The sequence below is a fragment of the Methylobacter tundripaludum genome (assembly GCF_002934365.1).
Classification (GTDB): Bacteria; Pseudomonadota; Gammaproteobacteria; order Methylococcales; family Methylomonadaceae; genus Methylobacter_A; species Methylobacter_A tundripaludum_A.
The window spans coordinates 381,516-405,546 of the sequence record NZ_PTIY01000002.1 but is presented as its reverse complement, the minus strand read 5'-3'; the positions used below and the strand labels follow the sequence as shown (position 1 = coordinate 405,546).

Below are 24,031 nucleotides of genomic sequence, written 5' to 3'. Positions count from 1 at the left end.
TTAAAATGACCGATAAATTGAAGCAGTTACCCCCGGCGGTATTGACGCTGGATAACAAAAACTACTCATTGCCCACCTTGATAGGGATCGAGGGTGAAAAAGCCATCGACATCTCCAAGTTGCGCAGTCAAAGCAGTTACGTGACTCTGGATGAAGGCTACGGCAATACGGCCAGTTGCGAAAGCGCGATCACCTATATTGACGGCGAGAAAGGCGTACTCCGTTATCGCGGTTATCCTATCGAGGAATTGGCCGAAAATTCACGTTTTATTGAAGTGGCCTATCTGCTGCTGAACGGCGAGTTACCCAACAGCCGGCAACTGTTGGAGTTTTCGACCAATCTCAATGAGTCTTCGATTATTCACGAAGACATGCATCATTTTTTTAACGGCTTCCCGCGCGGCTCGCATCCGATGGGGATTTTGGCGACCATGGTGGCGTCATTATCGACGTTTTACCCGCTTCCCGACCGGCTCGACAGCGCTACGGAAATGCAGGTCGTTATCAACCTGGTTTCACAGGTACGCACTATCGCGGCTTTTTCATATAAAAAATCGATCGGCGAACCGCTGATTTATCCGTCCTACAAACTCAAGTATGTGCGCAACTTCCTTAATATGATGTTCTCATCGCCGGTACGGGATTACCAATTGGATGACGATATTGTCCGCGCCATCGATATGTTCCTGATCCTGCATGCCGACCATGAACAAAATTGCAGCACCTCGTCGGTGCGTACCGCGGGGTCGAGTATGGCGAATGTCTATGCGGTGGCGTCGGCAGGCATTTCATCGCTTTGGGGACCGCGTCACGGCGGCGCGAACCAGCAGGTTATCCAAATGCTTGAGCAGATACATGCCGCCGGCGGCGACGGCACCGAATTTATCAATCAGGCAAAAGACAAAAACTCAACCAGCCGATTGATGGGCTTCGGCCATCGCGTTTATAAGAATTTTGACCCCCGCGCAATGGTATTAAAAAAACAATGCGACAAATTATTCAGCAAAATGGGCGTCAGCGATCCTTTGTTCGATATTGCCAAAAAACTGGAAGAAATCGCCTTAAGCGACGACTATTTCATCTCCCGGAAACTGTATCCGAATGTCGATTTTTATTCGGGATTGATTCTTCGGGCCGCAGGCATACCTACCAATATGTTCACCGTGTTATTCGCTATCGGCCGTATGCCCGGCTGGTTGGCGCATTGGCGTGAAATGCTGCACGGCGAGCAAGTGGTCATTACCCGTCCCCGTCAGATTTATGTAGGAGAGCCGTTACGCCACTATCAAAATATTGAACAACGGCCTTGATGTCCCGGATAGTTGATGAATGCGTAATGACCCGGATGACACGGGTTTGACTAATAAAATGAAAGACAAAAGGCGAAAGGAGAAAGCTGAACGGTGGTTTTTTTCGCCCTTCGCCTTTCGTCTTTCGCCTTTTTTATTCATCGTGCAGTGTCATCAGGGGAATCATAAACTCATTATCTACCCGTTAATTACAGGGCAACAGGCCGCAACGTGAACGAATCAGCCAACGCTATTGGCGCGCAGTTTTACGCCACCCAACTTGGCGTTTACGATGAAATGGTTGCCCAAGACAATAAAGCGTTGCCTCACTGGGAACGCTTTATGGGCGCCATGACGGCTCTGGGCGGCGAACAGCTGGAGTTGCGCCGCCGCGAGGCCCAGCGCCTGTTAAGAGACAACGGCGTCACTTACAATGTTTACGGCGATACGCAAAAACTCTCGCGGCCCTGGCGGCTTGATCCCGTTCCGCTGCCGATCGGCAGTGAAGAATGGCGGCTTATTGAAGCGGGCCTTAAACAGCGCGCCGAGCTGCTGAATCTTGTTTTAAAAGACATCTACGGCAAACAACTGTTGTTAAAAAAAGGCCTGCTGCCCAGTGAGCTGGTGATGGCGCACAACGGTTTTTTGCATCCTTGCATGGGCGCCCTGCCCCAGCTGCAACGCCAACTGATTGTTCATTCAGCCAACCTTGCCCGTGGCCATAACGGCCGCATGTGGGTGTTGAATGATCGCAGCCAGGCGCCTTCCGGCATCGGCTATGCGTTGGAAAACCGCACCGTGATGACGCGCGTACTTCCTGACGTTTTCCGGGACATGCAAGTACACCGGCTTTCCGGTTTTTTTAAGGCCTTGCGCAAGGGACTGGCTGATATTGCGCCGCATAACAAGGAAGATCCGAGAATAGTCATACTTACGCCGGGGTCGCTGAATGAAACCTATTTTGAGCATGCCTATTTATCGTCTTACCTCGGTTTCACCCTGGTCCAGGGCGACGACCTGACCGTGCGCGACGGCCGGGTCTGGCTTAAATCCCTGGATGGCCTGCAACCGGTTGACGTTATTTTGCGGCGTGTCGACGACACTTTCTGCGATCCGCTGGAACTGCGCAGCGCTTCCCGCTTGGGGGCTGCCGGATTACTCGAAGCCGTGCGCCGAAACCATGTGGCGATTGCCAACCCTTTAGGCTGCAGCGTACTGGAAAACCCCGGATTACTGGCGTTTTTGCCCCGGCTCTCGCGGTATTTTTTAAACCAGGAATTGATGCTGCCTTCAATCGCCACCTGGTGGTGCGGCCAGCGCCGCGAGCGGGATTTTGTGCTGCAAAATCTTGACCGGCTGGTGATCAAGCCGGTCAATCGCAATTCAGGGAATTGCACCCTGTTCGGCGGCTTGCTGAGCAGTAAGGAAAAAGAACGTTTACGCGCCGCCATTATCGCCAAGCCGTATTGTTATGTCGGCCAGGAGCAGGTCAGTTTTTCTACAGTACCCGCGTTTATCGACCACCATATTGAGCCGCGTTTTGCGGTGTTGCGCAGCTTTGCGGTCGCCGGCGGCGACGGCTATCAAGTGATGCCCGGCGGGCTGACCCGGGTCGCCCGCCAGCAAAACGATTTTATCGTTTCCAATCAGGCGGGCGGAGTCAGCAAAGACACCTGGGTGTTGGCCGATGAGCCGGACAAGCAGGTCAGCTTGTGGTTTCAACCCGGCCGGGATGTAATCCTGTCCGCAGCCGCCGAACCCTTAACCAGCCGCGCCGCCAACAACCTGTTTTGGGTCGGACGGTATCTGGAGCGCATCAAAGCCGCTACCCGCCTGATGCGCACGATATTGTTAAAGTTAACGGAAATTCGTGAATTTGACGATCCATCGGGCAGCCAGTGCCTGAACGTATTGTTGTGCGCGATGACTCAAGTCACCGGCACCTATCCGGGCTTCATCCGGGGCGATGCGGCGGCACTGAAAGAGCCCTTCAACGACTTGCTGGCGCTCGCCAAAAATGCCCATCGCGCCGGAACGCTGGCCGCCAACATTCAAGCATTCGCTCAAACCGCGTTCAGCATTCGCGATGTCTGGTCCCAGGATACCTGGCGTTGCGTCGATAATATTCAACGGCGCTGGCAGCAACGGGTCGTCAATGGCGAGTGCGATCAGGAACAACTGCAAAAGAATCTGGATGATTTAATTACCGGTTTTGTCGCATTTATCGGCTTGACCACTGAAAGCATGACCCGCGAAGCCGGTTGGCTGATGCTCGATAGCGGCCGCCGCCTGGAACAGGCATTGGCCTTGGTCGCTTTGCTGCGCGCCACGGTGGTGCAGTGTCACGAGGCGAATCTGCAAAACCAGCTGCTGGAAGCGGTATTGGTCTCCACCGACAGTTTGAGCATTTACCGGCGCCGCTACCGCTCATTCATCCAGTTGCCGATGGTATTGGCGTTATTGCTGTTGGATGAGGCCCACCCCCGCTCACTGGCCTATCAATTGCACCAGTTATCCGATCATATCGGCGCATTGCCCAGGGAACGCGGCAAGGGCCAGTTGAGTGAGGAAGAATGTCTGATACTCAGAGCCTACACCGATTTGCGCTTGGTCAAGGTGTCCGAGCTGGTTAAAGTTGATGGCGAGACGGGCGTTTACGCCGAACTGGAAAGCGTGTTGTCGGCGATGACGGAGAGGCTGTGGCGGCTTTACGAAGTGCTCGCTCAAGCCTATTTCAGCCACTCTCAAATGCCGCAACTGATGACGCCGACGCAACCGGAGGAGGATGAACCGTGAAATACCGCATCACCCACAGCACTCTGTACCAATACAGTCAGTTGGTCGGCTTATGCCAGAACGAAGCCCGGTTGCAACCCCGTGATTTCTGGCGCCAGCAATGCCACGCCAGCCGGTTTGAGATCAGTCCCGAGCCTAACGACTTCCACGAACGCCTGGATTTCTTCGGCAACCGTGTGGCCTATTTCGCCGTACAACAAGCGCATCAACGCTTGACGGTCACTGCGGTCAGTGACGTCAGCGTGTTTCCGAAGCCAAGCTGCGGCGATTTGGCCGGTTCGCTGACGTGGGAGCAAGTGCGCGACCAGTTGCAGGGAGCGCCGGGGCAATCGCTGCTGCAAAATCAGTGTGTACCGCAGGATTTCGATGATGAGCTGCTGGATGCCAAGCTTTATCTGCTGGACTCTCCGCTGGTGAGCACCAGCGCCGAACTGGCCGATTACGCACAAAGCTCTTTTCTGCCCAACCGGCCCTTGGTGCAGGTGGTGGCTGATCTGATGCGGCGCATCCATGCCGACTTTACTTACGCCCCGAGCACGACCACGATTGCCACGCCGTTATCCGACGTGCTGCATTCCCGCCGCGGCGTATGCCAGGATTTTGCCCATCTGGCGATTGGCTGCTTGCGCTCTTTCGGTATTGCGGCGCGTTACGTCAGCGGCTATATAGAAACCCAGCCGGAACCGGGCAAACAGCGTTTGGTCGGAGCGGATGCATCGCATGCCTGGTTTGCGGTTTATGTGCCGAGTAGCGGTTGGCTGGAATTCGATCCGACCAATAATAAAGTGCCGTTCGACCAGCATATCACGTTGGCCTGGGGCCGCGATTACACCGATGTCACGCCACTAAAAGGTATAGCCTTCGGAGGCGGACAGCATACCCTATCGGTGTCTGTGGATGTGCTTAGATTGGAATAACACAAAAGCTTTTTGGTTTTAACCGATAGGTTTTTCAATTTTGCGTTGCTAGTGGTTTTTATCGAAAAATCCAGTATGGGTTACTGTGGCTGCGACTGTTTTAGCAATGCCAGACAATGAAGTTTTATAGTGTCGCAAATAGTATGCAAGGGTAAGTGGCTTAAATTCTTGGTGTCGAATGGATTTTGCAGCTCAATACCAATTCTGTCCAAAGACAGCAATGGATAAGCCACTAGAAAAAAAACAAATACCGCGCTGAAGCCCAAATTTTCTATTAATGAAAACGGCAGTAATAATAAGAACATCAAAATGAATCGTCTTACTTTGATTGCGTAAACCAATGGCATGGGCGTTTTCAGGATTCTTTCACAAGCCCCGATGTGATCGATCAGCAAAATCCGTTGACTCTCCATTTCCATAAAGACAAAGCCATCGATATGACGACTAAGCCGTGCCTGCTGCAATAATTCCGCTATTTTACCGGCAACAAACAGCGGCATGTGTGCAGCGGATGTCAGCGCATCAAGCTCCTGCTCGCTCAGTAAATCGGTTAAATCATCGAAGTTTTTGCCGTTGCGCAGAGATTCTCTCGCTGCAAATGAGAATGCAACGGTCCACTTCACCATTTCTTTACGCCACCCCCCCTCTTGAGAACCGATACTCAAAATATCGCCGTAGCTTAAAGCCTCGATGGCAATGTTTCTGCTTTGATTAACAATGCCTCCCCATAATTTCCGAGCCTCCCACCAGCGTTCGTGACCTGCATTGGTTCGAAACACCAGAACCAAACCGAGCACCACGCCGGTATATTCGAACGGAGTCACGGCAAGATGCGGTAAAGGTCGCCAGTATTGATCCAATGCAACTATTAACAAACAGTAACAAGTCATTAACAGCAGGCTGAAAAAAATACGCGGCGTAACCGAACCCCGCCACATTAAAGCTCCACGCAAAAAAACCGGAGATTCGTCCTTGTTGCTATGTAACGGTAAAGATTCTTTCATACTCTGCTCACGATTTAGAATAAAAATAAAAACAGCAAAACCATTCGTTTAAGATAGTAATACTATCTTTACAAATTGCAATACTTTCGGCTATCATTTTTTCCAATGCGCGTAGAACGTGCTAAAGCAACCGGATCAAATGCATTAATAGTCAGAAAACAAGCCACATCGGAAATCTATGGAAATACAGTTGCAAATTAAAATGAATGAAAAATTATTTCTCAGGGATCCCGAGCAATCCGAACTGGGCAAAAAAATCATTCTGCACAGCATTCAGTTAATTCACCTTAACGGGTTTGAAGCGTTCACCTTTAAAAAACTGGCGGAAGCTATCGGCACAACCGAGGCGGGCATTTACCGGTATTTTGAAAACAAGCATAGGCTACTGATCTATCTTACCGCCTGGTATTGGAGCTGGCTTGAATATCAGGTCAGCTTTCAGACCAACAACATTAACGACCCGGTTGTTAAGCTAAAAAGGGTCATTAACTTGCTGGCTACCACGGTGGAAGACGACATCAGAACCAGTTACGTCGATGAAAGCCTCCTTCACCAAATCATTATTACCGAAGGCACCAAAGCCTATTTGAACAAACGAGTATCCGAAGATAACAAGGATCACTTGTTTAAACCTTACAAGGATCTTTGCGCGGTTATCGGCAATATGATTTTGGAGTGTAACCCCCGATACAAATACCCGAAATCATTAGCGTCCACCATTATTGAAGTGGCGCATTTCCAGAATTTTTTTATGAATCATCTGCCGTCGCTGACCGACTTCGGCAAAAATAAAGATGAGGCGGAAATTGTAAGGTTTCTGGAAGATTTGGTGTTTTCCAGCTTGCAATCGACAAGTTTTGATAAGGAATAAACGCTTATGTTACGTAAAATCCTGATTGCCAATCGGGGCGAAATTGCGGTGCGGATTATTCGCGCCTGTGCCGAAATGGGCATACGCTCGGTCGCCATTTATTCGGATGCGGATCGTTTTGCGCTGCATGTAAAAAAGGCCGACGAATCTTATTGCATCGGCAGCGAGCCTTTAGCCGGTTATCTTAACGTTTATGCGCTGGTCGATTTGGCTGCGGCGACAGGTTGCGACGCGATTCATCCGGGTTACGGCTTCCTGTCCGAAAACGCGCAATTCGCCAGGATCTGCAAAGAGCGCGGCATTGTTTTCATCGGCCCCGATGCGGATGTGATCCACCGCATGGGCGATAAGACCGAAGCCCGAAAAGCGATGATTGCGGCGGGCATTCCGGTAACGCCCGGCTCCGACGGCAATCTGGACAATGTTGAACAGGCGCTTGTGGTGGCCGAAAGCATCGGTTACCCGGTCATGCTTAAAGCGACATCGGGCGGCGGCGGACGCGGCATACGCCGCTGCGACAATGCCGAGGAATTGCAGCGCAATTACCAACGGGTTATTTCCGAGGCGACCAAAGCTTTCGGCAGCGCCGACGTATTTTTGGAAAAATGCGTGATTAACCCCAAGCATGTTGAAGTCCAGGTGTTGGCCGACCATCACGGCAATACCATCCATCTTTACGAACGCGACTGCTCCATCCAACGGCGCAATCAAAAGCTGATCGAAATCGCCCCGTCTCCGCAGCTGGACGAAGCGCAACGCCAATACATCGGCGGTCTTGCGGTGCTTGCCGCCAAAGCCGTCGGTTATACCAATGCCGGTACCGTGGAATTTTTGCTCGACGATAAGGATCGTTTTTATTTTATGGAAATGAATACCCGCGTTCAGGTTGAGCATACCATTACCGAAACGGTGACCGGCGTGGACATCGTCGAAGAGCAAATACGGGTGGCCGCCGGATTGACCTTGCGTTTCAAACAACACGAAATTGTCCGGCGCGGCTATGCGATCCAGTTTCGGATTAATGCCGAAGATCCTCAAAACGGCTTCTTGCCCAGTTTCGGCCGGATTTCCCGCTACTATGCGCCCGGCGGCCCCGGCGTGCGTACCGACACCGCGATTTATACCGGCTACGAAATACCGCCTTATTACGATTCCATGCTGGCCAAGGTGATCGTCAGCGCGATGACCTGGGAAGACGCGATCAAGCGCGGCGAACGGGCGTTAAAAGACATGGGCTTGTTCGGCATTAAAACCACCATCCCCTATTACCTGGAAATTCTGCGCCATCCCGAGTTTCGGGCCGCCACCTCCAACACCGGCTTTGTCGATAAATACCCGGAGCTGGTCAATTACTCCAATAAACCCCGGCCCGAAGTGCTGGCCAGCGTTATCGCCGCCGTCATGGCTGCCCATACCGGCTTGTAAAACAAGGAAAAACAGATGCAAAAAGTTCATATTACCGACGTTATTCTTCGCGACGCCCACCAGTCTCTAATCGCGACCCGATTGCGCACCGAAGACATGCTGCCTGCCTGCGCGATGCTCGACGAGATCGGCTATTGGTCCTTGGAATGCTGGGGCGGCGCGACGTTCGACGCCTGCTTGCGCTTCCTGAAAGAAGATCCTTGGGAGCGCTTAACTAAACTGAAAGCGGCCTTGCCTCTTACCCCTTTGCAAATGCTGGTGCGCGGGCAAAACCTGCTCGGCTACCGGCATTATTCGGACGACGTGGTGCGGGCGTTTATTGCCAAAGCCGCCGAAAACGGCATGGATGTGTTCAGGATTTTCGACGCGCTTAACGACATCCGCAACCTTAAAACCGCTATCGAAGCCGCCAAAACCGCCGGTAAACATGCGCAAGGCACGATTTGCTACACCACCAGCCCGGTGCATGACGTGGCCGGTTTTGTCGCGTTGGGCAAAGGCTTGGCGGAGCTGGGTTGCGATTCGATTGCGATTAAAGACATGGCCGGGTTGCTGACGCCGTATGCGGCAGGCGAACTGGTCAAGGCGCTTAAAGACGAGATAGACCTGCCGCTGCATCTGCATTGCCATGCAACCTCCGGCTTGGCGGAAATGTGCCAGCTCAAAGCCATCGAAGCGGGCTGTCGGCATATCGATACGGCTATTTCGTCGTGGTCGGGCGGCACCAGCCATCCGCCGACCGAAAGCCTGGTCGCGGCATTGCGCGGTACGGATTACGACACCGGCCTGGATCTGGATAAACTACAAAACGTAAACCGTTATTTTGCCGGGGTCAGGAAAAAATATCATCGTTACGAGAGCGAATTCACCGGCATCGACACCCAGGTGCATGTGTTTCAGGTGCCCGGCGGCATGATTTCCAATCTGGCCAATCAACTGAAAGAACGCAATGCCCTGGATCGCATCGGCGAGGTGTACAAGGAAATCCCGCTGGTGCGGAAAGACCTCGGCTATCCGCCTTTGGTCACGCCGACGTCGCAAATCGTCGGCACCCAAGCCGTACTGAATGTGCTGACCGGCAAACGTTACGAGACCATTACCAACGAGGTGAAGCGTTATCTGCAAGGCGGTTACGGCAAGGCCCCGGCAGCCGTTGACCGCGACTTGCAAAATCGCGCGATCGGCAACGAAGACGTCATCGACTGCCGCCCTGCCGATTTGCTCAAGCCGGAGTTTAATAGTCTGCGCCAGGAAATCGGCGAGCTGGCGCTTAATGATGAAGACGTGCTGAGCTATGCGATGTTTCCTGAAGTGGGTCGGCTGTTTTTAGAACAGCGCTCGAATAGCGCTTTAGTGCCTGAGCCGCTGGAGATCGAGGCGAAAGCGATAGACAGTGTTAAAAAAGCGCCTACCGAGTTTAATGTGGCGCTGCATGGCGAGTCTTATCACGTCAAAGTCACCGGCGCCGGCCCGAAAAACCAGACTTTACGGCATTTTTATTTCATGGTGGACGGCGTTCCAGAGGAGATTGTCGTTGAAACATTGGACGAAATAGTTCTGGACGGCGGCACCCAGGGCGCGGTTAAAAGCGCGATTTCCAGTAAGCGCGCCAAGCCTTCGGCGGAAGGCGATGTGGCGGTAAATATGCCGTGCAACATTCTCGAAGTATTGGTCAAAGTCGGTCAGCAAGTGGTTGCGGGGCAAGCCGTTTTAATCACTGAAGCGATGAAAATGGAAACGGAAGTGACTGCACCGATAGCCGGAACCGTTAAAGCCGTGCATGTGGTTAAAGGCGAACCGGCTAACCCCGAGGAAGTGCTGATTGAGATAATACCCTGTTCATGAGTAAAAATAGCATCAAGCCCGTTATTGCCGATGCTGACGCGATTAATCATGCGGCTGACTTATTAAGACGAGGCCGTCTGGTCGCGTTCCCGACCGAGACGGTTTACGGCCTTGGCGCGGATGCCGGCAATTCCGATGCCGTCGCGGCTATATTTAAAGCCAAAGGACGACCGACAGATCATCCGTTGATTGTGCATATCGCCGATATTGACAGTCTTGGCGATTGGGCCGCCACCGTGCCTGAAGCCGCATTAAAGCTGGCGCATCGGTTCTGGCCGGGCCCGTTGGCAATGATCTTGAACAAAAAAGCCGGAGTATCTCCGACGGTTACCGGAGGCCAGCAAACGGTCGGTTTGCGTATACCCGATCATCCGGTAGCGCTGGCCTTGTTAAGAAGCTTTGGCGGAGGCGTTGCCGCGCCATCGGCCAACCGTTTTTGCCGGATCAGTCCGACTCAAGCGCTACATGTCAGCGCAGAACTGGGCGATGCGGTTGATATGATTCTTGACGGCGGCGCTTGCCGGGTCGGCGTTGAATCGACGATTATCGATTTAAGCGGCGGCAAGCCGAGATTGCTCAGGCCGGGACATATCACCCAACAGCAAATTGAAGCCGTTTTGCAGATTGAGCTGTTAACACCGTCAACGCCAGCCGCACCGGCCCCGGAAATATCGGAAGACATCCGTGCGCCGGGCATGATGGCGGTACATTATGCGCCGACCACACCGGCCATGCGTTGCCGGGCGGAATTGCTGCCGGACAGGATTCAACATTTAACTGCCGCAGGCAAAAAAATTGGTGTTTTGAACTATCGGCTGGACATAGCTGAAACCGGTCAAGTCCGTATTTTGCGCTTACCCGAACAAGCCGCTAGCTATGCGCAAAGCTTTTATACGGCGCTACGAGAGTTGGATAACTTGCAACTCGATATCATTCTGATAGAACAACCTCCGCAAACGGAAGCATGGCGAGCAATTAATGACAGGCTAGGCAAGGCTGCCGCTCTCTAACCACGATGAGTACCTCTGGTTCTTGCATGCGGAGCTTCCACTTGATTAAAGACCGCCAGACCTGTTTTAACTGGCGTAGACGTTGGCGTTGCTTTGTTGGATAATGGCTTAAAAGTATCTTTAAACACAACAAACCGAATGTTTTTATGACTTATTGTATTGCCGCTTCTATCGACGAAGGACTTATTCTGGTTTCCGACTCAAGAACCAACGCCGGTATTGATAACGTCAGTACCCACGGCAAAATGCATGCCTTTAAAACCAACGATGACCGCAAGATTGTTTTACTGTGCGCCGGTAATCTTGCCACCACTCAAGCCGTTTTGGAGCAGCTGCACCGCGATAAGATCAAGAATGCCGGCGTCAATCTCAATAATGTCGAGTGCTTGTCCGAGGCCGCGGCCTACCTGGGTCATGTCAGCGTCGAAAAACAAAAGCAGCATATCAACCCCGAAGGACAATCGGCGTTTAACCCGTCGGCCAGTTTTATTTTAGCCGGCCAAATCGGCGATGAGCCGCACGGCGCTTTTATGGTGTATGCCGAAGGCAACAGCATAACCAGTTCAGCCAACACGCCGTTTTTACAAATCGGTGAAAGTAAATACGGCAAACCGATACTGGACCGGTTCCTTAAGCTGGGTACGCCCATAGACGAAGCCGCGCGCTGCTGTCTGGTGTCAATGGACTCGACGATCCGCAGCAACGCCAGTGTCGGGCCGCCGGTAGAAATGCTCATGTACCGCAAAAACAGTTTCAGTTTTGATGAATATTATTGCTTTGATGACGATGACGATTATCTGCTGCAACTTCGGCGCAGCTGGGAAAACAAGCTTCGGGAAGCGATAGCTGCACTGCCCGGCCTCAATAAACAGGCATCGAAAGCCATGCGGGTCGATTTGTAAATTGGAAAAAGAAACGCGTATCTGCGCCGCCCTGTCAAAATACAGTGGAATACAGATAAGATTTGAATATTTGCATTCTTTCATTCTTTGAGGAGCGGCGCTTCAAGCCGTTCCCTCGATAACGCTGTTGAATAATCACAACGGCGCCTCAAGCCTTCCACTCTCAATTAAGCATTCCCAACAGCCAAAAAACTGTAATTGGAGCCGTTTGTCTCAAGCAAAACCTCTTCGCCGGCATCGCGTTACCAAGAAACGGAAAAAAACTCACCGTTAGAATCTTTCCGGCAAAGACCGGATAAGCGCTGGATCTAGCCGATATAAAGAAAATCAATGACTTCTTTGCATTATTTTCAAATCAATACAGGTAACTCCCGCCTAAAAAAATCGTTTAACCATTGATTTACATGGATTTATAAGCGCCTGTATTCCTTATGCTTTAGCTGTAAGCCTGCGACTATCAAACATTAAGCTATAACCGACATACAGCGCCGGTTTCTTTCTATATGCTCTGAACCGACACTGCGTAAAAACACGTAGGCCATAGCTGTCATCCCAAATCAATTTCTAATTAATAATAACGAAGGGACGGAATATGAAACTAACGACACATAATCTTCAACAATTGCCTGATCCTTCAGAGGGACATGCATCGCCGCTGCCGCTGCTACTGGGAGCTCTATTGCTGGCGCTGTTTACGCCATCGGTCAATGCGGCCAACGATAGCGCTTGCGCATACAAGAACATCGATCCTGCTCAATACGGCAACAAACCGTTCCAAAATCCGCCGGAAATCGTCTCGGTCAACGGCAGCTTGAATACCGATATGTCGGTAAAGTACACCGATCCGCGCACCACTTCGCTGGGAGGGTGTCCGTTGACTTTACGCACTTACAATGGGCAATTGGTGGGACCGACGTTACGCATCAAACAAGGCGATACCATAAACCTGAAACTGGATAACCAGTTACCCAAGGAAACGCCGGATCAAATTCGAAGACAATTCGAGCAAGAGAACCAGCACGCTTATCTCGCCACGACACCCGCTTCATTTAATACCACCAATTTACATTATCACGGCATGCACGTTTCGCCGACCGGTAACAGCGACAATGTGCTGATAGCCATCGAGCCGCAAAACAAGTTCGGTTATGAAGTTAAAGTACCCTCGACTCACCCTATCGGTTCTTATTGGTATCACGCTCACGCCCACGGTTCCACTTCGATTCAGGTAGGCAGCGGCATGAGCGGTGCAATTATCGTCGCTGACAATCCCGCAACCACGCCCAAGTCCTTGTTGGCGGCCAATGCCCGCGAAAAGATTTTTATGCTGCAAACCATTCTTTATAACGAAGAAGGAAAGCTCGACAGGATTACAACACTGTTCCCCGGCCCTTCCAAGCCTAATCCGAAAGATTGCAGCAAGGCCTCAGGCAACTATGGAACCTGGCCCTGTTCAAAACGCCGCATTACCATCAACGGGCAGCTTGTCCCCATCATCACCATGAAGCGCGGCGAAGTACAGCGTTGGCGCTTGGTCGACACCGCTTTCCGTGAATCCATTCAGTTTGCGGTCAAAGACCACGATCTGCATGAGATTGCCTTGGACGGCAACTATTTGGGACGTATCGACACCTGGGAAGCAGGAACCCCCATCGATCTGGAGCCCGGCTATCGTAGCGATGTACTGATCAAGGCAAGCACAAAGCCGGGCGACTACCCGATTATCGATCAATCGACATCATCAGCCAAATCATTGCGCCAAGCGGATGAACCTGAAAACTTACTGGCCATACTCCGGGTGACAGAGGAAACCGAAGACATGGCCTTACCGACCAGCGAGGAAATGGCTCATCTAGCGCCGTTCGGCAATACAGACCTGAGCAAAACAGCCAACGGCGTGCAAGAAGTCGTGTACAAACTCGGCCAAGGCTTAACAGATCCTAACCGGAACTATTTCCAGGTCAACTACCGTGCTTTCAGTCCCGGCAATATAAGGCAGCTGTCGCTCAACGCGACCGATATGTGGTCGCTGACAACAGTGGGCGATCCTACCGGCGTAGCTAATCCGATTCCTCCTTTGCCGCATGTCTTTCATATTCATGTCAATCCGTTCCAATGGTCCAGAACCGGGCCGGACGGCAATCCCGAACTGGTCTGGAAAGACACGTTACTGGTGCAAGGCCCGGCAGTCACCAACGTTTATACCCAATACACGGACTTCATCGGCCAATTCGTCATGCATTGCCACATTCTCGACCATGAAGACCTGGGCATGATGGAGATCGAAGAAGTGGTAGACACCGCCGACGGCACGCGTCTCCCCCATCATCATTAAGCTACGTTCCATCAGTACCGGCTGCGATTTAACGTTCTCAGCCGGTACTATTGAGAGGATTTTATATGTCAGAACAACAAGTCAACGTTACGCGCTATGAACGCGTAAGAGAAATACTGAATGAAGCCGCTAAAGACAGCCAGGCGGACTATGGCGGGATAGGGCGATTTTGGGATCGCGGCGCTGAGCAACTGAAAAAAGCCGTTATTTACGATATAGGCCTGATCGCACCGAAACCCGCTTCCAGCTGTTGCGGCCACAAGGCCGATCAAAGCGACTGCCATCGGGGCGCCGCATCGGCGTTGATACGCGGATTAAAAGGGGAATCGCCATTCGACGGTTCGCAATTTCCCCGTTTGCCTTGGGGCGGGATAGCGGTATCGCCGGAGGACATTGAATATATCAGCGATTGGATCGACGACGGCTGCCCGGCTGATGACCACGCCAGTACGATAGAACTCAGCATACAGGCAGAAGCCCTGCCGTCGGGATTATCGGTACGGGAAATTGCCGAACTGAATGTGGCGGTTGCAGGGACTCGAAGCCCCAGCCGGCCCGGAGAATTAAAACAGCGCGTCAACCTTGATTGCATGACCGAACCTGAACTCAAACGTTTGGGCGATGCCTTTCGCCATCTGTATAAACTCAATAAATGGCCAGAAGATGTGCGCAGCTATAACAATCAGGCGCTGTACCATCAAAACCACTGCCAGCATGGCTGGGAACGCTTCCTGCCTTGGCACAGGGCTTACCTTTACGAATTCGAGCAAGACCTGCAAGATTACGACCCGGACATCATGCTGCCTTATTGGGATTGGGTGATGCCGCAATATCGGCCGGAATGCGCCCAGAAAGGCTGGATTATCCCCAAGTCTTTTCAAGCGTTTTTGACGGTGGCTCAGGCGGAAAAACTGATAGCCGAACTCAAACCCGCACCATCCGAAGAGCAAAAACTGGCTTTCCTGCACATGGCCAAGCACAGGCAGCGCTTTACTTCGCAAAGCCTGTTCTTCCGTTATGTTTACAACGTTATCGGTTACCGGTACCTGACGCCTGATCCGCAGAACGAAAACCGGCAAAGAATGATCGATGCTTTACTCGCTTCCAATCCGTTCTTCTATCCGTTGCGTTATCCGGCGGAATACGGCGGCGAGACCATCAACCAAGCGATTCACTATCACTACCCTTCCGCAGAAGATATTCGCCAGATTATGAGTCTGAACAATTTCAGGGACTTCGGCGGCGGCAGCATTTACGACAGCGCCTTCGGCTTTCTCGACCAGAACCCGCACAACACCATGCATATCTGGACCGGAGGCATGAACCCGGATTATGGCGAGGGCGCATCCTATGACGCGCATAAACTTGCAAGTTCTTCCCGCCCTGCAAAAGCCTTGCTGGGCGAAAAGCGCAACTCGATGGTTCGGGTCGGCGGACGCGCGTTACACAGCCGTTCCGATTTGTACTCTCAGCCGCAATACGGCGACATGTTCAGCAACCTGACCGCATCATACGACCCGGTTTTCTGGCCGATTCACGTCAATGTAGACCGTATCTGGTCGGAATGGCAACGGCTTAACCCGAGCAGCATACCGACCGATTTGGACGCCATTTTATCGCCCTGGAATTACACCGTTCAAGACATGCTGGATACGGCGCGCTTCGGCTATGAATACATGCGCTGCTCTTATTTCATTCCGGTCGGGCTTGATGCTGCGGTTGGGCGCATTATTTCCCAGCCGATACCGATAAATGAAGTGACTCAAGGTTTCCGTAAAGCGGAGATCCGCTTGCACTGGGTGCCGCAATTATCGCGTTCCTGTTTCGTCCGCGCGTTTCTCAACCAACCGGGAGCCGATGCGCAAACGCAATTGGACGGCAATCCGCATTATGCGGGCTACCTGTCCATCTTCGGCCACGGCGCCTGTTATGGCGGCCCCGGCCACTGCGACACGCCGCCGCCCAAGGCGCGCGATCACGACCATAGAACACGCAGCCACAATGCACCGCGCAATCATCGGATCGACGTCACGGAGTGCGCCAAAAAACTGCTCGCAAGCAACGTCAGCGAGTTGCAGATTACGCTCGTGGTAATCGGCGCCGACTATGCGGAAGATACCGACCTTCTCAAACTGGAAGGCGTATCGTTGAACTTTCTCGATTGATTGCAGGAGATCATCTAGTGGCTATTTACAAAATATATCCCGGCATCGGTATCGCTCGCTTAGGCAACAGTGAAACCGAATTTTACATTGCGCCTGAAACACCCGCCGGAATGCCGATTGCGTGCGATGAGGCCGGTAATCCGGTTTTATCTGCGGATCTTTCCGGCCCGGTATTCGTGAAAAAATTCAAGGACGAAAACGGGCGCATAAAACGCCAAGCCGCCCGTTTCCAGGTTTTCGCCTTTGACGAAGCGAGCCCGGAAGGCCGTCCGTTGAAACTCGGCGATCACGTTGAAGGCGGCGGCAACCGCGGCACCCTGGTCGACATTCAATGGCGGGTTTATCTGGCCAATAAAAAAGCCTCCTGGTACGAGTTCAATACCCGTTCCGGCGAACACGGTTATACCGCCGATCACCCGCGCCGTAACGCTGCGGAGCAAAACCGCGACCGTTTGATTATCGATCCGGGTCCGCGCAGCGTGAACGGCACCAATTTGCGCAGGGCGAGTTTCGACCGTTCCGGTAACGGCGTTTATGCGGCGACTTTCCCCCCTAAAGGTTTGCAACCGAACGATATAGACACGCTGGGCGAGATACTGACCGACGACACCGGCAGGCTTTTGGTGCTGGGCGGTTTAGGCAACTCCGGCAGCGAGAAATCCGGGCCGGGAGAGCCGCATATCACCGACTTTTCCAACAATGACGGCTGGTACGACGATATTTCCGACGGGCCGGTCATGGCCAGATTGGTGATGTATTCCGAACAGGTTGAGCAAATACGCTACATCGATGTGGAATACCCGGCCTGGGTCGTCGTAGGCTATCCGCGCTTCGTGCCGCAAATTCTCGATATGGTGACCATGGACGACGTGCAATACGATTTGTCGTTGCGCAATTTCGCCGCCGATACGCGCATTTACGGTCGGATAGGCAGTTTCGACAACCCGGAAACCATACCCGTTCACGACCAGACCGCGCTAAGCCAGTGGCTGGATAGCCGTCTTACCTGGAACAAGGCCTATAAGCCGTGGTTTTACCGGGACATCTGGCCGATTTTATTCAGGCCTAACGAGTTTTTGTACCTTTGCGACGTGTTGGCCCAGTCTAATTTTCCGCACGACCAGGAAAACCGCGGCACATTCGATCCCAATAAGCTGGGCATGACGCCTAAATGCGATAAAAACAAGGCCGATAAAAAACTTGCCCCGGAAGCGGCCGCCTATATTTCGCGCGACGCCTCTTTGGGCGAAGCTTATACCGGAACACGCCATAAGCCCGATAATCATAAGGAATGCGATCCTTACGGGCCGATGCGAACCTTCATCTTCGATTTAATGCGCCGCAGCGGGGAAGATAACGAGTTCAGGGTCGAGGATAAAGTCGGCAGCCGGGTGCATAATCTGCCGTTGATGCCGCTGTTATGCGGCGACAATCCGTTGACCAATGAAGTGGTGACCAAGTTTTTAAGACTGACCGATTACCAGCTGTTTATTCTGAAACAATGGGCCGAAGGTTACTTCATCAACGAAATGGAAGAAGGTTGGATCGATCCGGCAACTTATCCGGTGTACTTTCCTTATTCTTCAACGTTACCGGAGACAGGGAACGGATTGGACCGCGGCGTACTCAGCAATGTCTTGGGCGGCGCATTTTGCCCCGGCGGCGAACTGTCTTGGGTGATGCGCAATCCGGCTATTTTTTGGACGCCCTACCGGATCAAGGCGGACCGCAGCCTGTCCGATTTTTTGCAGTCCGCGGCCCAAGCCAACTCTGTCCGTCAATCCACGCATGTCATCAATGAAATGAACTTCAACATCGATGAACCGTTGAGCCAGGACAACGACTTCGCCGCCGGCCTGCAACCGGGCGACTTGACCAAATATTCAGGCGTTCCCTGGCAGGCGGATTTTAACGAATGCACCACCCAATCGATCAATATCACCTACGCCGACTGGAATAACATTTCCCCGGCCAGCGGAAACAACGTACAGATGGCGCGAGAGGAAAAGGTTTGGGACACGCTCTGGTGGCCGGCCCATAGACCGCTGCAATCCAATGAATTGACCGGTTTCGACAATGGCCAGCCGACGGTCACCTGGACCACCTGGAGCCGGGGCATTCAGCAGACCAACGCGGGCGATTTAAAAATGGTCAGCGATTGGTGGAAGTTGGGCTTCATTATCAAAAACCCTTATCAACCCGATAGCGATAAAGTGCCGTCAACCGGCCCGGAAGACGCCCGTTTTTACAGCATCGAACGCGAAGGAAGCGAATACTTGTTTTCCCAAGATCCACTCAACCCTAACAAAAACACTTAACCTAAAAGGAATATCATCATGATTGACAATCCGTTCGTTGGCAAATGGAGCTATCGCAGCTTATTAAACGACCCTGATTTGAAACTGGCGTTCAATGACCTGGAGTTCGGTCAAGGCGTCATAGAAATTAACGAAGGCCCTATGCAAATACTGACCGGCGTTATCGGCGGGCCGGGCTGGTCATTGGCGTTAAAAGGTTCTAGGGATTACGGCTCACCGATGCATGCCCGCTTCCAAGGGGTCGGCGTCGTCGGAGGCGAGCAATGGATCTATGATTACCAAGGCTACCTTGTTCCTCATTGGCCGAATGGCGTGCAGCAGCGGCCTGCGATGGTAGGCTCGGTGATTCGCACCATCCCGCATTCCGGTAGCGAGCCGGGCACGGTGTCGCCCGCCGGTGTCGTGGCCTCTTTCTATGCGGTCAAATTTGATTGACGCCGGCGTCGATGTTTTTATAGTTGGAGCAGGACCTGCGGGTGCTGCGGCGGCGATTTCGCTGAGCCAAATCGCCCCGCACCTGCGCGTCTGCCTCGCCGATGCGGGACGCGATAGGCCGTTCCGCGTCGGCGAGTCTGTCCCTCCGCCTATCAAACCTTTTCTCGATCATCTAGGTTTAGGACCCGCTTTTATTCAGGCGGACCACTGCCCTTCTTTTCATACTTTGAGCGCTTGGGGCGGGCAGGAACTGATCGGTAACGAATTCTTTCTCTATGTACATAACACCGGTTGGCGGCTTGATCGCGACCGTTTCGACCGCATGCTGGCCGACGAAGCCACTCGCCTTGGCGCCAAACCGCTAACCGCGACCGTGCGTTCGTTGAGCCCTTGCGCACAGGGCTGGCGTATCGATTGCGGTGCCGCAGGCAAGTTTGCCGCGCGTTTTGTTATCGACGCCAGCGGGCGTAGCGCATTGCTGCCGCGCTTATTAAAAATCCCTTCGGTCAAAATCGACAAGTTGGTGGCCTGCGCGGTTTTTTTTGAGCAGCAATCTGTACCGGATGCGCCCGGAGCCGATGCCGCCGTGATCGAATCGTTCCGCGACGGTTGGTGGTATAGCGCTGCGATTCCAGGCAGCCGCAGAGTCGCCATGTTGATGACCGATGCGGATATTGCACGCCAGTTGCGTATCTCTCAATTGCCTGCCTGGATGGCATATTTAGCCGAAACCCGTCATATACAGCCTTTGATCGCTTCATGCCGGCCGCTGGCTCCGCCTGCATTTTGGTCCGCCGCTTCCCGCAATTTCGGTTCCGCTTATCCGTTTGGCATTCTAGGGATAGGGGATGCGATTTCAAGCTTCGATCCCTTATCTTCACAAGGGATCATCAAGGCGATAAGGTCGGGCTTATTTGCTTCCTACGCCATCGCCGATTACTTTCTGCGCAATGACGAAACCGGCATTGCCCGGTATTACGCGCTGATGAATCGCGAATTCGATGCTTACCTGACGACGCGGCATGAGTATTATCGCCAGGAACAACGCTGGCCTGATGCGCCTTTTTGGAACCGCCGTCATTGAAAAGTGGACGGATAATTACAACCTGACCGTACAACTATAGTTTGTACGGTCAGGATTCCACAGACTCCAACTGCGGTTCCTTGTTAAGCAGATATATTAAAGCATCAAGAATGCAGTTGGCGACATGGTGCGGCGGCAGCCGGTAAAACGCCTGCCACGCAAACGATACGTGATTGTCGTAAGTTTCTTTGGTTTCAGGGTGGGATTGCAGCCAGCCGATTTTTACTGCATGACCGATAATAATGTCCGTTAATAAGGTATCGTCTATGTATAAGGATGCATTTTCCCGGAAAATAGACGCCATTGCTTTTAGCGCCTCTACCGTCAACTGGCGATAGACCGGGGCTTGAATCTTGTTAAGCACATGATTGACGTATAGCTTGAAACTTTGCTCGCCCGCCGTCATCTGCGCCAGGATATTCTCGCTGTCCAGGCGGTTTTTGCTGTTAAGTTTGTCGCCTATCACCAAGCCGTTGCAATGATGCAGGATGTCCCAGACATTGGCGAAAAACGCATCATTTTCCCTGCCGACGCTGCCTTGCTGTTCGCGCCAATGATACCAGTCCGTTCCTATACGGCCTTTCAGCTCCATGCTGTTTGAAAACCGCGCACGGCTCAACTCTCGAGAATCGCCTTCGTAGTGCAGCGTTTCGGCTAAACCCAATTGATCTTCGGTCTTGCTATAGTCTTTTAGCGTTTCCTTTAGTTTCTCGAATAACCGGTAAGGCGGTAAAGCAAGAATTTCGTTAAAAGCCTGATCTATCGTGCCGCCACCGGATTCGCGCTTTTGCCTGATGATAATCAACTGCATGATATGACCGACGCGTATTGTATGCATATCGGTGAACAATTCCGGGTTGGATTTGATTAACATGCCCAAATAAATGACCAACTCCTGAATAATGATATGTTCGCTGGCATCGTTATTATTGTAGGCGCGAATGGTTTGCAAGATTTCAGACGAATCGGCCGGACGGTTCAAAGTCGCCCTTCCGCTGTAGGCGCGGCCTAGTGTCAGCGCATGTTGACGCACCAGTATCTCGGTGGCCGCCTGTTCCAGGTTTATATCGTATTTACCCAATAATCCGGCACAGCGCCTGACGATGTACCAGGCGTGTTGGTCCCCTGCCCGCGCATAGATTTCTTCGAGCAAGTCGCGCACAAGGCCGGCAGCGCCGTCCATCGCCGATAATCCTGTGTCGTAATCCAGGCCGTGACGAAGACTCAGTAAGCTTAAGACTTCAAGTTGCGCGTAAAGATTGGCGTTGGTTTTCAGTTGCTCGATCAGTATTCCGTCGGCGCTGATGTCCCATGCCGTCAATATTTGCGTATCCAGCGGCCCCGGCGGAGCGGTATCTATCGGCAATATTCGGAAAAAGGGCCGTTCAGCGTCCTTCCAGGAAGCTTTGGAGAATTGAAAATCATGCAGGTAATCAATTTTTTCATAACTCGATGTTGCCGCAAACTCCAAAAGCGTTCCGAGTTGCAGGGGAATACCCAAGGTGGAGCCTTGCTGCAGTTCTTTGATGAATTCAATCAGAACCTCGCGGTTATGGCTGTCCAACATATTATGTTTTATCGTCATAACAACCAGGGGATTGCCCGGCCTGTCCCAATGTCTATGAACATATGCCAGTTCCAGGCGCAAGCGCTGTATGACCAAGCGGTTGTCCATCGCCAGATAAAAACCTTTCTGACTGAGGCACTGCGGTAAAAACAGCAGACGCTCACCGGACAGCACATACATTTTGGAGGTCGCCATGGTCCGCAACTGTCTCAACGGCCTGCCGGTTAAGCCCATACGGTCGTTCCGGCCTACATGGGTGTATGCCTCGGCCAGTTCTGAGGCTTCCCTTATCTGGATAGGCGCTATTTCGGCGAGTGTTTGCGTTTGAATGCCTAAATTCATCAAGCTGTTTTGTACGGCTTCGTCCTGGGCGAGCAACTGGATTTGCAGCTTGCAATCCTGAGCCTGCTTAACAATTTTGTGCCGTCCCAAAGGGTCGATGTCGTCAATGCCGAGCAAACCATCCTGAATAAGACAGCCCAGTATGAACAGGCTTTGCGCCCAAACCAGGGGCACATTTTCGTTCGGTACCCGTTCCTGACTGTGTGGATTGGCTTTTTCCGCTGCAATTAACTCTTTTGGGACGATATAAAGTTCCGGCAATAATTGCCTGCCATTTTGTTCAACCAGCAGGCTTTCCAATTTAGCGCGATAGCGCAAGGCGGCTTCGCTACCGCCTGTGAATAAGTTGTTGAGCAATAAATAGGTGAAAAACAGCGGCCATTCGCATTCAATGTCCATGAATTGCTTCAGTTCATGCGGATCGTAATAGAGGCGATGACTATCTTCTATCGCTGTTTGGTGGCCGTCTAACAAGAAGCGTTTGCAGCCGTATCGTCCTTCCAGCTTTTCGCAAATAATCGCTTCCGTTTTTGCCCTAAGAATTTGATTATCAATCGCGAAAGCCGGAAATCCGGTGATGCTGAGCACCGCTGAGTCGGTCTCTTTAGAAATCGACTCTCTGGGTAACAGCGATTCGAGGGTAATGCGCGTCCGGGCGATGTCGTCGCTGATCACATGCACGACAGATGCCTGCCCGCCGTCCTTGCCGAATAGATTAAAACCGGACAGCGCTTCCAACGCGGCTTTCGCCATGCCGATTGAACTCGCGTTTAATTCGGCAATGCCGTGGTTGGTTTTGTGGCCGCGCTCCCAGATACCGTAGTCCGGTGTGCGATAGGTTCGACTGATGTAGTGAACCAGATTTTGCACAAAATTGACTTCATCGATGGTAAATACGACGCGTAAGCCGGATGCCGTCATCTGCGCCAGCATCAGTAAAAACAAAGACGTGGCGTCCAGTTGCAAATGCCCCCATTCATGATCGCCCACGACCACGTCGCCCGTTTTTGTATCGTACTTGGCATGTAAGGCATCGAGCGGGTTCTGCGTGTGCTTGAATTTCTCGACTTTGGCCGCCTGGCGCATCATCGCCGTCAGCAGCCCGCGCATCAGCTTGACGACGCTTTGCTCAAGCAGATAAGCGCGCCCGCTTTTTTCAACGAGGCTGTCTTCGTCGCGCCGGTAAGCAAGCGCCAGTCCCCATGCCGCCAGAATACTGTAGACATTATCCCTGACCCAGGCATCGGTATAATTGCCGTGCACATTGACGGCGGTACTGGCCGGCAACAAGCCGCTCACCCAATCCTGGCGGCTCAGAATGATGTCCTGTACCTGTTGAAAATAAGCGTCCAGTTTATCGTGTTGACTCGATTTCATGTTCAGTGAATAGCGTGATTTTGGAAATAGGCTTTAAGCTAGCCGCCCTATCGTATCGAGCCACCGCTATAAACCTCTAGGTTACATAATGACGAGCAATTAATGCGCCATAGTTTACGCTATTTCGCGTCCTTTTTGACGACTACTCGGACGCACGCTGCGTTCAAAAAGCGATTACGCCAGTTGCGGGCGCAAACGACATCATGCTGTTACCGTTTACTTGCGGAAAATAACGCTTAACGCGAAAATGCGGCAAACATCTTCGTGATGATTTGCACCAATTTGGGCGAAATCCTGTTTTTTGCACTGAAATCACTCGCGCATGTTATCGACAGGTTCGCAATAGCGC

General features: G+C 52.3%; 15 protein-coding genes. 13 read left to right on the top strand and 2 right to left on the bottom strand.

From position 1 onward, the window contains the following. Nucleotides 1–5: 5 nt before the first annotated feature. The 3 genes from B0F88_RS03940 to B0F88_RS03925 all read left to right on the top strand — a co-directional run bounded on the left by B0F88_RS03940 (nt 6) and on the right by B0F88_RS03925 (nt 5,002). Complete coding sequence (locus tag B0F88_RS03940; RefSeq protein WP_104422634.1) at nt 6–1,310, top strand: citrate synthase; 1,305 nt, start codon at nt 6–8, stop codon at nt 1,308–1,310. 210 nt (nt 1,311–1,520) lie between these two features. Then, the gene (locus tag B0F88_RS03930; RefSeq protein ID WP_104422632.1) at nt 1,521–4,085 is read left to right on the top strand and encodes a circularly permuted type 2 ATP-grasp protein; all 2,565 of its coding nucleotides are present in this window, start codon (nt 1,521–1,523) and stop codon (nt 4,083–4,085) included. Next, nucleotides 4,082–5,002, top strand: coding sequence for a transglutaminase family protein (locus B0F88_RS03925; protein ID WP_104422631.1), 921 nt, complete (start codon nt 4,082–4,084; stop codon nt 5,000–5,002). Before B0F88_RS03930 ends, B0F88_RS03925 begins: the two co-directional genes overlap by 4 nt. Before the next feature lie 80 nt (nt 5,003–5,082). Here B0F88_RS03925 and B0F88_RS03920 read toward each other — a convergent pair whose 3' ends face one another. Then, nucleotides 5,083–6,006, bottom strand: coding sequence for a bestrophin family protein (locus B0F88_RS03920; RefSeq protein ID WP_104422630.1), 924 nt, complete (start codon nt 6,004–6,006; stop codon nt 5,083–5,085). Between the two features lie 202 nt (nt 6,007–6,208). On the opposite strand from B0F88_RS03920, the gene B0F88_RS03915 reads away from it, so the two are divergent. The 10 genes from B0F88_RS03915 to B0F88_RS03870 all read left to right on the top strand — a co-directional run bounded on the left by B0F88_RS03915 (nt 6,209) and on the right by B0F88_RS03870 (nt 20,396). Next, nucleotides 6,209–6,877, top strand: a complete 669-nt coding sequence (locus tag B0F88_RS03915) for a TetR/AcrR family transcriptional regulator (RefSeq protein ID WP_258076554.1) — start codon at nt 6,209–6,211, stop codon at nt 6,875–6,877. A 6-nt stretch (nt 6,878–6,883) separates the two neighbouring features. Then, complete coding sequence (locus tag B0F88_RS03910) at nt 6,884–8,302, top strand: acetyl-CoA carboxylase biotin carboxylase subunit (RefSeq protein ID WP_104422628.1); 1,419 nt, start codon at nt 6,884–6,886, stop codon at nt 8,300–8,302. A gap of 15 nt (nt 8,303–8,317) precedes the next feature. Next, entirely contained in the window at nt 8,318–10,147 is a 1,830-nt protein-coding gene (gene oadA, locus B0F88_RS03905; protein ID WP_104422627.1) for a sodium-extruding oxaloacetate decarboxylase subunit alpha, read from the top strand. Next, nucleotides 10,144–11,157: an L-threonylcarbamoyladenylate synthase gene (locus B0F88_RS03900; RefSeq protein ID WP_104422626.1), complete on the top strand. Its 1,014-nt coding sequence runs from the start codon at nt 10,144–10,146 to the stop codon at nt 11,155–11,157. The genes oadA and B0F88_RS03900 overlap by 4 nt, the downstream gene beginning before the upstream one ends. 146 nt (nt 11,158–11,303) lie before the next feature. Beyond that, complete coding sequence (locus tag B0F88_RS03895) at nt 11,304–12,059, top strand: peptidase (protein ID WP_104422625.1); 756 nt, start codon at nt 11,304–11,306, stop codon at nt 12,057–12,059. Between the two features lie 592 nt (nt 12,060–12,651). After that, on the top strand, nt 12,652–14,394 hold the full coding sequence (locus B0F88_RS03890; RefSeq protein WP_104422624.1) for a multicopper oxidase family protein: 1,743 nt from the start codon (nt 12,652–12,654) through the stop codon (nt 14,392–14,394). A gap of 65 nt (nt 14,395–14,459) precedes the next feature. Next, nucleotides 14,460–16,559, top strand: a complete 2,100-nt coding sequence (locus B0F88_RS03885; protein ID WP_104422623.1) for a tyrosinase family protein — start codon at nt 14,460–14,462, stop codon at nt 16,557–16,559. A gap of 17 nt (nt 16,560–16,576) precedes the next feature. Next, entirely contained in the window at nt 16,577–18,877 is a 2,301-nt protein-coding gene (locus tag B0F88_RS03880; RefSeq protein WP_104422622.1) for a LodA/GoxA family CTQ-dependent oxidase, read from the top strand. Between the two features lie 18 nt (nt 18,878–18,895). Beyond that, nucleotides 18,896–19,312, top strand: a complete 417-nt coding sequence (locus tag B0F88_RS03875) for a hypothetical protein (RefSeq protein WP_104422621.1) — start codon at nt 18,896–18,898, stop codon at nt 19,310–19,312. Then, entirely contained in the window at nt 19,293–20,396 is a 1,104-nt protein-coding gene (locus B0F88_RS03870) for a tryptophan 7-halogenase (RefSeq protein ID WP_104422620.1), read from the top strand. Before B0F88_RS03875 ends, B0F88_RS03870 begins: the two co-directional genes overlap by 20 nt. 49 nt (nt 20,397–20,445) lie before the next feature. Here B0F88_RS03870 and B0F88_RS03865 read toward each other — a convergent pair whose 3' ends face one another. After that, the gene (locus B0F88_RS03865; RefSeq protein ID WP_104422619.1) at nt 20,446–23,682 is read right to left on the bottom strand and encodes a glycoside hydrolase family 15 protein; all 3,237 of its coding nucleotides are present in this window, start codon (nt 23,680–23,682) and stop codon (nt 20,446–20,448) included. Nucleotides 23,683–24,031: the final 349 nt, after the last annotated feature.